10 protein-coding genes and 1 tRNA gene are annotated in these 12,138 nt (G+C 63.8%); 8 read left to right on the forward strand and 3 right to left on the reverse strand.

Translation table 11 applies throughout. The annotated features are described in order from the left end of the window. The first annotated feature begins 9 nt into the window (after nt 1-9). Together BM045_RS00665 and BM045_RS00670 are read left to right on the forward strand one after the other, a co-directional pair. Entirely contained in the window at nt 10-1,116 is a 1,107-nt protein-coding gene (locus tag BM045_RS00665) for an FAD-dependent oxidoreductase (RefSeq protein WP_348271220.1), read from the forward strand. Between the two features lie 38 nt (nt 1,117-1,154). Then, nucleotides 1,155-2,084, forward strand: coding sequence for an aldo/keto reductase (locus BM045_RS00670; protein WP_092179090.1), 930 nt, complete (start codon nt 1,155-1,157; stop codon nt 2,082-2,084). Nucleotides 2,085-2,133: 49 nt separating this feature from the next. Here the strand turns inward: BM045_RS00670 and fabV are convergent, their stop codons facing one another. Both fabV and BM045_RS00680 read right to left on the reverse strand, forming a co-directional pair. Beyond that, complete coding sequence (fabV, locus tag BM045_RS00675) at nt 2,134-3,303, reverse strand: enoyl-ACP reductase FabV (protein WP_092179091.1); 1,170 nt, start codon at nt 3,301-3,303, stop codon at nt 2,134-2,136. Between the two features lie 222 nt (nt 3,304-3,525). After that, nucleotides 3,526-3,600 (reverse strand) — tRNA-Gly (locus BM045_RS00680). 204 nt (nt 3,601-3,804) lie between these two features. On the opposite strand from BM045_RS00680, the gene BM045_RS00685 reads away from it, so the two are divergent. Genes BM045_RS00685 through BM045_RS00695 form a run of 3 tightly spaced genes read left to right on the forward strand, consistent with a single transcriptional unit; the run spans nt 3,805 to nt 5,673 of the window. After that, nucleotides 3,805-4,755: a thioredoxin family protein gene (locus tag BM045_RS00685; RefSeq protein WP_244522830.1), complete on the forward strand. Its 951-nt coding sequence runs from the start codon at nt 3,805-3,807 to the stop codon at nt 4,753-4,755. A gap of 10 nt (nt 4,756-4,765) precedes the next feature. Next, nucleotides 4,766-5,434, forward strand: coding sequence for an LON peptidase substrate-binding domain-containing protein (locus BM045_RS00690; RefSeq protein WP_092179092.1), 669 nt, complete (start codon nt 4,766-4,768; stop codon nt 5,432-5,434). A gap of 2 nt (nt 5,435-5,436) precedes the next feature. Continuing rightward, nucleotides 5,437-5,673 carry a Trm112 family protein gene (locus BM045_RS00695; protein ID WP_092179093.1) on the forward strand — a complete coding sequence of 79 codons (237 nt, stop codon included), beginning with the start codon at nt 5,437-5,439 and terminating at the stop codon, nt 5,671-5,673. Nucleotides 5,674-5,788: 115 nt separating this feature from the next. On the opposite strand, the gene BM045_RS00700 is transcribed toward BM045_RS00695, so the two are convergent. After that, nucleotides 5,789-7,009 carry an FAD-dependent oxidoreductase gene (locus tag BM045_RS00700; RefSeq protein WP_092179094.1) on the reverse strand — a complete coding sequence of 407 codons (1,221 nt, stop codon included), beginning with the start codon at nt 7,007-7,009 and terminating at the stop codon, nt 5,789-5,791. Nucleotides 7,010-7,270: 261 nt separating this feature from the next. Here BM045_RS00700 and BM045_RS00705 point away from each other — a divergent pair, with 261 nt between their 5' ends. The 3 genes from BM045_RS00705 to BM045_RS00715 all read left to right on the forward strand — a co-directional run bounded on the left by BM045_RS00705 (nt 7,271) and on the right by BM045_RS00715 (nt 12,074). After that, on the forward strand, nt 7,271-7,609 hold the full coding sequence (locus BM045_RS00705) for a P-II family nitrogen regulator (protein ID WP_046134535.1): 339 nt from the start codon (nt 7,271-7,273) through the stop codon (nt 7,607-7,609). A 21-nt stretch (nt 7,610-7,630) separates the two neighbouring features. After that, entirely contained in the window at nt 7,631-8,992 is a 1,362-nt protein-coding gene (locus BM045_RS00710) for an ammonium transporter (RefSeq protein ID WP_092179095.1), read from the forward strand. Between the two features lie 325 nt (nt 8,993-9,317). Next, the gene (locus BM045_RS00715; protein WP_092179096.1) at nt 9,318-12,074 is read left to right on the forward strand and encodes a DNA translocase FtsK; all 2,757 of its coding nucleotides are present in this window, start codon (nt 9,318-9,320) and stop codon (nt 12,072-12,074) included. Nucleotides 12,075-12,138 lie beyond the last annotated feature (64 nt).

The following is a 12,138-nucleotide window of genomic DNA, read 5'->3' on the forward strand; positions in this document are numbered from 1 at the left end:
GGGGCCAGCGTGGCGGATCAGGATCAGGGCGCACGCATGGCGCTCAAGCTCGACATTGTCGTCATCGGTGCCGGGCAGGCCGGATTGTCATCAGCCTATCACCTCAAGCAACTGGGTCTCGAGCCGGGGCGCGATTTCCTCGTGCTCGACCGAGCGCCGCAGCCGGGCGGGGCCTGGCAATATCGCTGGCCGTCGCTGACGCTGTCCACCGTCAACCGCGTGCATGACCTGCCGGGCATGAGCTTTGCCGACAACGCCGGCGGGGATGACACGGTCAAGGCCTCGGTCGCGGTGCCGCATTATTTCGCGGCCTATGAAGAGCATTACGGGCTGAACGTGCTGCGGCCAGCAACGGTCAGCGTGGTCTGCCCGCGCGGCGAGCGCTTGCGGGTCGAGAGCGATCGCGGCCTGTTCTCGGCGCGGGGAATCATCAATGCCACCGGCACCTGGGAAAAGCCGTTTATTCCAGACTATCCCGGTCGCGAGAATTTTGGCGGCAAGCAAGTGCATACCGCCGATTTCCATCGCGCTGAGGATTTTGCCGGGCAGCACGTGCTGGTGGTGGGCGGCGGCATTTCCGCCATCCAGCTGCTCGATCAGATTTCCATGGTGACGCGCACCACCTGGGTCACCCGCACGCCGCCGCGCTTCCGCGAAGGCCCGTTCGATCAGGAGGCCGGCCGGGCGGCGGTGAAGCTGGTGGAAGATCGCGTCCGCGCCGGCCTGCCGCCCAATTCGGTGGTCTCGGTGACGGGACTGCCCATGACACGGGCGATTATGGCCATGAAAGAGCGCGGTGTGCTCGAGCGGCAGGAGATGTTTGCCGAGATCACCCCGACCGGCGTGCGCTGGGCCGATGGTCGGGAGCTCGATGTCGATGTCATCCTGTGGTGCACCGGCTTCCGCTCGGCGCTTGACCATCTGGCGCCGCTGCAATTGCGCGAGGAGTCTGGCGGCATAACCATGACCGGTCGGCTGGCGACGCAGGTCGCCCGCGACCCGCGCGTGCATCTGGTGGGCTATGGCCCGTCGGCCTCGACGGTTGGGGCGAATAGGGCTGGGGGCGCTGCGGCACGGGAACTGACCGCCCATCTCGGCATCGCCACAAGCCGGTGATAGCGTCGCCCCGAGGATTCGTCCGAGGGAACAAAAACATGAAAACCTACCAACTCCCCCACAGCAGCCGTCGCGTCTCCAGCGTCGTACTGGGGCTGATGCGCATTCCGAAGATGAGCGATGCGGAAATCCAACAGCTATATGGCGCGGCGCGCGATGCCGGCGTCGACGTGTTCGATCATGCCGATATCTATGGCGGCGAGCGCCACCTCTGTGAGAAGCGCTTTGGCGATGCCATCAAGCTCAGCGCCGCCGAGCGCGAGGCGATTTTCATCCAGTCCAAGGTCGGCATTCGCAAGGGCTTTTTTGATTTCTCGAAGGAGCACATCCTCAAGACAGTCGATGAATCGCTGGCCGCGCTGAAGACCGACTATCTCGATCTGCTGCTGCTGCACCGGCCCGATACGCTGGTCGAGCCGGAAGACGTCGCGGAAGCTTTCGAGCAATTGGTGGCCGCCGGCAAGGTCCGCTACTTCGGCGTGTCCAACCATACGCCGGGTCAGGTGGAGCTGCTCAAGACCGCGGTGAAACAGCCGCTGGTCGCCAATCAGGTGCAGCTGTCGATCACCCATGCGCCGCTGTTTGCCCAGGGCGTGGCGGCCAATATGGCCGGGCTCGACCAGTCGATTTCGCGCGACAATGGCCTGCTGGATTATTCGCGCCTCAACAATATGATGCTGCAGGCCTGGTCACCGTTCCAGAAGGGGTTCTTTGACGGCGTCTTCCTCGGCGACCGCGAGAATTTCGCTGAGCTCAATGACGCGATCGACGCGCTGGCCAAGCAATATGGCGTGACGCCGACCGGCATTGCCGTGGCCTGGATCACCCGCCACCCGGCCAATATCCAGGTCGTGCTCGGCACCACCAATCCCACCCGCGTCAAGGATTCGGCGGCTGGCTCGGCCGTGCCGTTGACCCGCGAGGAATGGTATCGCCTGTTCACGGCCGCAGGGCACACCCTGCCGTAACGGCAAAAAGAAAGGCCAGACTTGCGTCTGGCCTTTTATCTCTTGGCGCTTAGCCGACAGTGCGCGGATCCAGGTCGGCGCTATAGTCGACGCCGCCGAGGCCGAAGCCGAACAGGCGGAGGAATTCGGCCTTGTGCTTGTCAAGATCGGCCAGATTGGCCAGCGTCTCGGTGGACAGCAGCGGCCAGCGATAGGTCATCTCGTCCTGTACGGTCTTGGACAATTCCCAATCGTCGACGCGGACGCGGTTTTCGTCATCCAGTGCCACCGGCGCCTGCAGCTTGACGCGGAACAGCCGGTCGATCTGCTCGATCGTGCCTTCGCCGAGGCCCATTTCGTCCATCACCTTGATCAGCATGGTGCCATAGAGCGGTACCACCGGAATGGCTGAGCTGGCTTGGGTCACCACGGCCTTGAGCGCCACGACATAGGCGCTGTCGGCGCCATGCTGTTTGCGGATGGCAGCGGCAGCGCGATCGAGATCGCCCTTGGCCCGGCCCAGCGTGCCCTTGTGATAGATCGGCCAGGTCAGCTCGCTGCCGAGATAGGTATAGTTGAGCGTGACAAAGCCATCGGCCAGCACGCCCGCTTCGGACAGCGCGGCAATCCACAGCTCCCAGTCCTCGCCGCCCATCACCTTGACGGTGGCGGCGGCTTCTTCGTCGGTTGCCGGCTGGATCTCGACTTCGGAAACTTCGCCGGTACCGGTGTTGAGCGTCTTGGAGGTCACGGCATTGTTCATCGGCTTGATGGCCGAACGGTAGACTTCGCCGGTCTTGGGATCGGTGCGCACCGGGGAGGCGAGGCTATAGACAATCAGATCGACCTGGCCGAGATGCTCGCGGATCTGGGCGATCGTGTCGGCCTTGATGGCGTCCGAGAAAGCATCGCCTTCGACGGTCACCGCAATGCGGCCGGCCGCTTCGGCGCGCTTTTCGAAGGCGCGGTTATTGTACCAGCCGGCCGAACCGGTCTTGCTCTCGCTGGGTTCTTTTTCAAACGACACGCCGACCGTATCGGCACCCGAGCCGAAAGTGTTGACGATGCGCGAGGCGAGGCCGTAGCCGGTCGAGCAACCGAGCACCAGCACGCGCTTGCGCGCTGATTCGACGGCGCCCTTGACCACGACATGGTCGATCTGGCGCTGCACGCTGACGGCGCAGCCGATCGGATGGGCGGTGGTGCAGATGAAACCACGGATTTTCGGTTCAATAATCACTCGGCATCTCCACACTCGTTGATCCGGCAGCGCGCCGGGCTTTGAACATAGGCGATTTCTAATGCGATGCGGTGGCGAGCACCAGTGTCGCCACGCGCCAAATTGCACGCTGCGCGGGTTTTCCGGCCATTGCATGGCCTTGATGTGGTGATGGCTGAAAAGACGAAAGGCCGAACCCGAAGGTCCGGCCTTTTGATCGTATCTTCCTCGCGGGAGGAAGATTGGAGCGGGCGAAGGGATTCGAACCCTCGACCCTAACCTTGGCAAGGTTATGCTCTACCCCTGAGCTACACCCGCGCTCCGTTTGTTGCCGGTCACTCTTGTTGTCCGGCGACGACGCGCTATATGCCCAATCACTTGCCCGATTGCAACCCACAATTTGACGACATCGTCATCTTCGTGCCGGGTTGTGGATAGAGGGGCTTGTCACACCACCATTTGCGGGCGCAAGAAGGTCCGCAAATTTTCCAGTTTGCCTCGCTGAAGGGTCCAGATTTCCTCATGTCCACTCCGTTCAATGGCGTTGCCGCTGCCCCCCAGTCCACTGTGCCCATGGGCGCGCTGATCAAGGATTCCACCGACCAGGGCTTCAAGGCCGACGTGATCGATGCCTCGCTCGATACTCCGGTTCTGGTCGATTTCTGGGCGCCCTGGTGCGGCCCCTGCCGCGCGCTGACCCCGGCGCTGGAAAAGGTGGTCAATGAAAAGGCCGGTGCGATACGGCTGATCAAGATCAACATCGACGAAAACCCCCAGATTGCCGGCCAGCTTGGCATCCAGTCGATTCCGGCGGTCTTTGCCTTTTCTGGCGGCCGCCCGGTTGATGGCTTCATGGGCGCCATGCCCGAGGGCGAAGTGCGCCGCTTTGCCGAAAAGGTTATTGCCGCCGGCCCGACGCCGCAACCTGAAGAAGGCTCGATGGAAAGCCAGATTACCGAAGCTTTGGCCGCCGCCGAACAGGCACTGACCGAAGGCGACCTCAACCGCGCCGCGCAGATTTTCGGCATGGTGGTGCAGCATCAGCCCGATCATGGTGCCGCGCTGATTGGCCTGGCTCGCGTTTATCTGGCGGCCGGTGAAGCCGACCAGGCTCAGGCCACGCTGGATCTGGTGCCGGAAGACGAGCGCAAGGGCGATGCCTATACGACGCTGGTCAATTCGATTCGCCTGCTCGCGGAAGCCGCCGACCTCAGCGAGACCGCAGCGCTGGAAGCCGCCGTCGCCGCCAATCCTGATGACCACCAGGCCCGCTATGACCTGGCCCTCGCCTTCAATGCCGAAGGCAAGAAGGTGGAAGCCGCCGAAGCGCTGATCGCCATCTTCAAGCGCGACCGCACCTGGAACGAGGATGGCGCGCGCAAGAAGCTGCTCGAATTCTTCGATGCCTGGGGTCCGCGCGACCCGGCCACCAACAAGGGCCGCCGTCTCCTCTCGGCAGCGCTGTTTTCGTAAAGGCCAAAGAATGCCAAAGCGCCCACAGAGCCCAGCCGATCTACCCAAGTCCGTCCCGATCTTTCCTTTGACCGGGGCGCTGCTGCTGCCGTTTTCCCATCGCCCGCTCAATGTGTTCGAGCCGCGCTATGTGGAAATGGTCGATGCGGCGCTGCGTGGTGATCGGCTGATCGGGCTGATCCAGCCCGAGGATACCAGCGAGGAAAGCCCCAAGGGCCGGTCCCCGCTGCAGACCGTCGGCTGTCTCGGCCGGCTGACGCATTTCGAGGAAAGCGGCGAGGGCCGCTATTTCATCATTCTCGAAGGCGTGACGCGCTTCCGGCTCAGCCATGAGCTGACAGTGATGACGCCCTATCGCCAGGGCATTATCAGCGGCGATGAATTCGCCAGCGATTTCACCCGCGATTTCGGCGAGGCGGCGGTGGATCGCGAGCGCTTCGTCAAGATGATGCGCGACTATGCCGAATTTGCCAGCATCGAGCTCAACTGGGAGGAGATCGAGCGCACCGGCACGGCCGACCTGGTCAATTTCTGCTGCATGGTCGGCCCCTATGGCCCGGCCGAAAAGCAGGTGCTTCTCGAGGCTGTAACGCTGGAGCAGCGTGCCGAAACGCTGATCGCCATGACCGAATATGAAATCGCGCGCGGCGGCGCCGGCAGCCCGACCCCGCTGAACTGACCATGGCCACAACGCCTTCGGTCAATCCGCGCCATGTGCTCGACCCCAGGACGCTGGAAATGCTGGTCTGCCCGCTGACCAAGACGCGGCTGATGCTGTCGGCGGACAAAAGCGAGCTGATCTCGGTGGCGGCCCGGCTGGCCTTCCCGATCATCAAGGGCGTGCCGCTGCTCAGCCTCGACGAAGCGCGCAGCGTCGATATCGAGGCGCTGCGGCAATTGCCGGATTTGGGGGGATGACGCGGAGTAGGGGCTTCAACTCCTGAACGCACGCCGCTTATCTGAGACGCTGCCACACCGTGGGTGTGGGTCGTCAGGTGCAAATCAAAGCAAAAATGCAAGAGAGTAGGGCCGCCTAAATCGGCAGCCCGCTCAAAAGTTTTGGCCCATTGCCACCAATCCCCGACGCGGTGCGGATCAGCGCCGCCTTGACCGGACCCGCCCGGTCGACCAGCCCAAGCCCGAAATCGCGGATTGCCCGCACCGGGGCGACGTCATTGGAAAATAGCGCGTTGAGCGTGTCGGTCATTGCCGCCATGCTGGCGGTATCGAGCCGGCGCCAGGCCTGGTAGCGCTCCAAGACATCGTCGCTGCCATGATCGAGCCCCAGGCGGATCGCTTCGACCACCACTTCGGCCAGCGCCGCGACATCCTTGAGCCCGAGATTGAGGCCCTGGCCGGCGATCGGATGCACCACATGGGCCGCATCGCCGACCAGTGCCAGGCGCGGCGCGACGAAATCGCGGGCAATCTGCAGCTTCAGGGGAAAACCCTGCAGCTTTTCCTCCAGCGTCACGGCGCCAAGGGTGGACCCCATCACCGCCTCGATCTCGGCGGCGAGGGTGTCATTGTCCATGGCCAGGAAGCGCGGCGCGTCTTCGCTGCGCTCGGTCCACACCAGCGACGAGCGATTGCCCGGCAATGGCAGGCTGGCAAACGGGCCGGCGGGGCGGAAATGCTCATAGGCCACGCCATCATGCGGCAGTTCATGCGCAATCGTGGTGACCAGCCCTGTCTGTCGATAGTCATGCCCAGTGACGCCAATGCCCGCCATGCCGCGCAGCGCCGATTGCCCGCCATCGGCCGCAACGACCAGCGGCGCGGAAAGCACCCGCCCATCATCCAGCGTCAGCCGGCCAGACCTGCCCTCGGCGACAAAGCCGGTGAAGCTGGCCGGCGCGATCACCTCGATCTTGCCGCTGACGGCATCGAGCAGCGCCTGCGCGCTGACGCTGTTGGGCACCATATGGGCAAAGGGCTCGCCCGGCGCGACATCGCCGTCAAAGGCCAGAAACATCGGCCGGGAAATATCGCCGGTCCCCGAGTCGGTAATGCGCATCGCGGTGATCGGCTGGCTGGCTTTTTCCATGACGCCCCAGACGCCCAGTGCCTCGAACACCCGGCGCACGCCGGCGGCAATTGCCGAAGCCCGCGCATCGCGCGGCACTGACAGTGGCCGGCGATCGAGCAGAGCGACGCGAATGCCCCGCGCCGACTGGCTCAACGCCAGCGCCAGCGTCAGTCCCACATGCCCGCCACCCACGATGATGACATCGAATTCGTCCCGTCCGGCCATCGCAAGACTCCTTTGCTGCCATTGTGCGCGTCAGCCGCTTTGACGCAAGCGCGCCACTTGCCACAGGGCTGCAGCAATCTTGCCCAAACCACTCGCGCATTGCACAGAATTTGTGCATTTACGCGCAGTTCTCGCCGCCCACAAAATCAGCAAATCTGTAACATACTGAAATCGAACGTTTTTCTCTGCTTGGCCAAGTTGGCACGGCGCTTGAGTCTATGAGGGCATTCCAGACCAGCGCCAAGTCGCAAAGGGGCTCACATGAAACTGGTGATTGCAATTATCAAGCCATCACGCCTCGAAGAGGTTCGCCAGGCTCTCAACTCACTCGACGTCCACGGCATGACCGTGACCGAAGTGAAGGGCTATGGCCGCCAGAAGGGGCATTCCGAAATTTACCGCGGCACCGAATATGCCGTGCATTTCCTGCCCAAGCTGAAAGTCGAGATCGCCGTTGATGACGCGCTCGCCGACGCCGTCAGCACCGCCATCCGCGATAGCGCCCAGACCGGTCGCATCGGTGATGGCAAGATTTTCGTGCTCGATCTGCTCGCCGTCACCCGTATCCGTACGGGCGAAACCGGCGCGGCGGCCCTCTAAGCGTCATCGGGAGAAAAACAGATGAACATGTCAAAGGTTTTGGGAGGCGCCGCTCTTGCTTCCCTTTTGCTGGCACTGCCAGCATTCGCCCAGGAGGCCGCGGCGCCTGTGGTTGAAGAAGTTGCTGCCGTCGTCGACAAGGGCGACGTTGCCTGGATGCTGGTCTCGACCATGGTCGTCATCGTCATGACCATCCCTGGCCTGGCCCTGTTCTACGGCGGCCTCGTGCGCGCCAAGAACATCCTGTCGGTGCTGACCCAGGTCTTCCTCGGCTTCTGCATGATCTCGATCCTCTGGGTGGCCTATGGCTACTCGCTGGCTTTTGCCGGCCCGACCGAAGGCGGCCTCTCCGCATTCGTTGGTGACTTTTCGAAATTCTTCCTCTCCGGCGTCACGCTCGACAGCCGCGCGGCAACCTTCTCGGCTGGCTTCGAGCTGCCCGAAATGGTCTTCGTGGTGTTCCAGCTGACCTTCGCCTGCATCACCTCGACCCTGATCGTCGGCGGTATCGCAGAGCGCATGAAGTTCGGCGCCCTGATGGCCTTCCTCGCCATCTGGTTCACCTTCTCCTACATCCCGATGGCGCACATGGTCTGGTCGGGCCCGGGCCTGCTGTTCGGCCTCGGCGCCTATGACTTCGCCGGCGGTACCGTGGTTCACATCAACTCCGGTGTGGCCGCTCTCGTCGCCGCCATCGTGCTTGGCCCGCGCCTCGGTTACATGAAGGAACCGATTGCCCCCCACAACCTGGTCTGGACCTATGTCGGTACCGGCCTGCTGTGGTTCGGCTGGTTCGGCTTCAACGCCGGCTCCAACCTCGAAGCCAATGCTCTCACTGCCGTCGCCCTGATCAATACGGTCCTGGCGCCTGCTGCCGGTGCCCTGGCCTGGGCGATCGGTGAAAAGATCACCCGCGGTCACTCCTCGACCCTCGGTGCTGCATCGGGCGCCGTCGCCGGCCTCGTCGCCATCACCCCCGCAGCTGGCTTTGCCGGTGTCGGTGGCGCGATCATTCTCGGCGCGATTGCCGGCGTGGTCTGCCTCTGGGCCGTCGTCAACCTCAAGCCCATGCTCAAGTATGACGACTCGCTCGACGTGTTCGGCATCCACGGCATCGGCGGCATCGTCGGCGCCCTGGGCACCGCCATCGTCGCTGCACCGGGCCTCGGCGGTTACCCGCTGGGCGTTGCCGAGGAATATTCGATCGGCAGCCAGTTCATCATCCAGCTCACCGGTGTCGGTATCGCCATCGTCTGGTCCGGCGTGGTGGCTTTCGTTGCCATGCTGATCGTCAAGGCGATCTTCGGCGGCGCCCGCGTCCCGGAATCCTCCGAGAGCGATGGCCTCGATCTGTCGAGCCACGGCGAGCGCGCCTACAACTAAGCTTTCTACCGGGCGGCGTCCGCGCCGCCCGGCTCTACCAAAAATCGATCGTGGCGTGCGGCTCGTGTCCCTCTTGGCCCGCCACAGAGGCTTCCCACTCGCAAACTGCACGGGCTGCACTCCACGATCGATTAGCAGCGCTTTCCCGCGGTCTCGCTCCTCCCTCGCGACGATGCGGCAGACTGGCCCGCCCTGCTTGGCGGGCCTTTTCATTTGCCCGCAGGGCATTCACCAATCCCCATGGTTAGCCTCGGGTTAACCAGACCTCGATAGCATGCAGCCAATGTGGGCCCGGTCTTGAGCCGGGCAAGTATTGAGTTCGCCCATGCCCAGTTCTCCCTCGCCAGTGCTCGATGAAATCCGCTCCGTGCCGCAGCGCGCCTCGCGCAGCAGCGCGGCCAAGGCCCTGCCGACGCCGCCCCCGGCGCTGGCGATTCGCATTCCCGTGCGGCTGGCCGGCATGATTCTCCTGGGCTTCGTGGCGATCTGCCTCGCGGCACTGGCCTCCTGGTCGGTCGATGATCCGAGCTTTTCCTATGCCACGGCCAAATCCCCCGCCAATTGGCTGGGCTTTCCCGGCGCGGTGATCGCCGACACCCTGTTCCAGACCTTTGGCCTCTCTGCCCTGGTGCTGCTGGTGCCACCCGCCCTCTGGGGCTGGGCCTTCATGCGCCGCCGCATGCCAACGCATCTGGGCATGCGCTTCCTCGGCTGGGTCGCCGCGACACTCTTGGTCGCCGGCGTCTTGTCCTTCGTCGCCATGCCTGCCTCCTGGCCACTGCCCACCGGCCTCGGTGGTCTCGTCGGCAATGGCTTTACCGCTCTGGCCACGCTGGTCACGGGCGAACAGCCGCAGGCGGTCACCGCCGTGCTGTTTGCCATCATCCTCTCCATTCCGGCGCTGGCCACCTTCTGGATCGCCATGGGTCTCGGCCAGTCCCTGCCCACCGGCCCCAAGAAAAAATCCGCTGCCGCCGCCACCGGTCGCAAGGGCGTCTCGGCACCAGTCGAAGACGACGAGCCCGAAACCAATCCCATCGTCGATGTGGCGCTCGGCGCCATGGTGCATATGGGCTATTCCATGCGCACTGCCTTCCGTCGTGCCCGCGCCAGCCATGCCGAGCGCCGCGCTGCCGAAGCCGCCACCTGGCGTGACGAGGAGGTCGAGCCCAGCCTTGATGGCCATGCCGCCCCGGTGGTCGAGCGCCGCGAGCCTTCCATCGCCCCAACCCAGCGTCGCATCCATGCCCCGGTAGAACCCGCTTTCGTCGAACCCAGCTTCGAGCCCGACTATGAGGAGGCGCCTGAAGTCTCCTCGCGCATCAATGCGCGGCCAAGCTATGACGACAGCGAACTCGACTATCCCGATGAGGCCGACGACGTGCCCTTCGTGCCGGACATGCCAACGCCGCCAGTGGTCAACCACCAGCAGCGCGGCGATTCGCGCTTCCATCCGGTCGATCCGGCCAAGCCGCGCGTCACGGCGCCGGCCCCACGCCCGGCCCAGGGCCAGCGCGCAGTGCGCGAAGCCCAGACCTCCTTCTTTAGCGAGCCGGGCAGCTTCGAGCTGCCTCCGCTGAGCCTGCTCTCCGAGCCAAAGCACCTCGGCCCGTCGCCAGAGCATGCGCCGGAGCGCCTTGAAGCCATGGCGCGCCAGCTCGAAGGCGTCTTGGAAGACTTCGGCGTCAAGGGCGACATCATCAATGTCCGCCCCGGCCCGGTCGTCACCCTGTTCGAACTCGAGCCGGCCCCCGGCATCAAGTCCAGCCGCGTCATCTCGCTGGCCGACGATATCGCCCGCTCGATGTCCGCGATTTCTGCCCGCGTCGCCGTGGTCCCGGGCCGCAATGCCATCGGCATCGAACTGCCCAACCAGAACCGCGAAACCGTCTATTTCCGCGAAATGCTGGCTTCTTCCGATTTCGAGAAGATGAAGGGTAAGCTGCCGATCTGCCTCGGCAAGACCATTGGCGGCGAGCCGGTGATCGCCGATCTCGCCCGCATGCCGCATCTGCTCATCGCCGGTACCACAGGCTCGGGCAAGTCGGTGGGTATCAATACCTTCATTTTGTCGCTGCTCTACCAGATGACGCCCGAGCAGTGCCGCATGATCATGATCGATCCCAAGATGCTCGAATTGTCGATCTACGACGGCATTCCGCATCTGCTGACGCCAGTCGTCACCGACCCGCAGAAGGCCGTGGTGGCGCTGAAATGGGCCGTGCGCGAGATGGAAGATCGCTATCGCAAGATGAGCAAGATCGGCGTCCGCAATATCGACGGCTTCAACCAGCGCGTCACCGAGAGCAAGGCCAAGGGCGAAGTCATCACCCGCACCGTGCAGACCGGTTTCGACCGCGAAACCGGTGAGGCGATCTATGAGAGCGAGGAATTCGATCTCGAGCCCTTGCCCTATATCGTCGTCATCGTCGACGAAATGGCCGACCTGATGATGGTGGCCGGCAAGGACATCGAAGGCGCCATCCAGCGCCTGGCCCAGATGGCCCGTGCCGCCGGCATCCATATCATCACCGCCACGCAGCGCCCCTCGGTCGACGTCATCACCGGCACGATCAAGGCCAACTTCCCGACCCGTATCTCCTTCATGGTGACGTCCAAGATCGACTCGCGCACCATTCTGGGCGAGCAGGGCGCCGAGCAGCTGCTCGGCAATGGCGACATGCTCTATATGGCAAGCGGCGGCCGCACCAAGCGCCTGCACGGCCCCTTCGTGGCCGACAGCGAAGTCGAAGCCGTGGTCAAGCACCTCAAGAGCCAGGGCGCGCCGGACTATCTCGACTCGATCACCGAGGAAGAGGACGAAGGCGGCGAATATGGTGGCGAAAGCGCTTCGAGCGGCGACGACTATGCCGGCTCGGGCGACGAACTCTACGACAAGGCCGTCCACATCGTGCTCACCGACAAGAAGGCGTCCACCTCTTACGTGCAGCGGCGCCTGGCGATTGGCTACAACAAGGCGGCCACGCTGATCGAGCGGATGGAGCGCGAGGGGGTGATCTCCCAGGCCAACCACGCCGGCAAGCGCGAGATCCTGGTCGGGAATAATAGCGACGGGTATTGAGCCGGTCGCTCAGTGAATGAAAAAGCCCCGGCCGTTGTGCCGGGGCTTTTGTTTCGATAGTCCG

The organism is Devosia sp. YR412, from assembly GCF_900110945.1.
GTDB lineage: Bacteria > Pseudomonadota > Alphaproteobacteria > Rhizobiales > Devosiaceae > Devosia.

Bases quoted from the DNA above. Each gene is read 5' to 3' on its own strand.
- BM045_RS00670 (WP_092179090.1), top strand. From the start codon at position 1,155: ATGAAAACCTACCAACTCCCCCACAGCAGCCGTCGCGTCTCCAGCGTC.
- BM045_RS00685 (WP_244522830.1), top strand. From the start codon at position 3,805: ATGTCCACTCCGTTCAATGGCGTTGCCGCTGCCCCCCAGTCCACTGTG.
- BM045_RS00690 (WP_092179092.1), top strand. From the start codon at position 4,766: ATGCCAAAGCGCCCACAGAGCCCAGCCGATCTACCCAAGTCCGTCCCG.
- BM045_RS00695 (WP_092179093.1), top strand. From the start codon at position 5,437: ATGGCCACAACGCCTTCGGTCAATCCGCGCCATGTGCTCGACCCCAGG.
- BM045_RS00700 (WP_092179094.1), bottom strand. From the start codon at position 7,009: ATGGCCGGACGGGACGAATTCGATGTCATCATCGTGGGTGGCGGGCAT.
- BM045_RS00705 (WP_046134535.1), top strand. From the start codon at position 7,271: ATGAAACTGGTGATTGCAATTATCAAGCCATCACGCCTCGAAGAGGTT.
- BM045_RS00710 (WP_092179095.1), top strand. From the start codon at position 7,631: ATGAACATGTCAAAGGTTTTGGGAGGCGCCGCTCTTGCTTCCCTTTTG.
- BM045_RS00715 (WP_092179096.1), top strand. From the start codon at position 9,318: ATGCCCAGTTCTCCCTCGCCAGTGCTCGATGAAATCCGCTCCGTGCCG.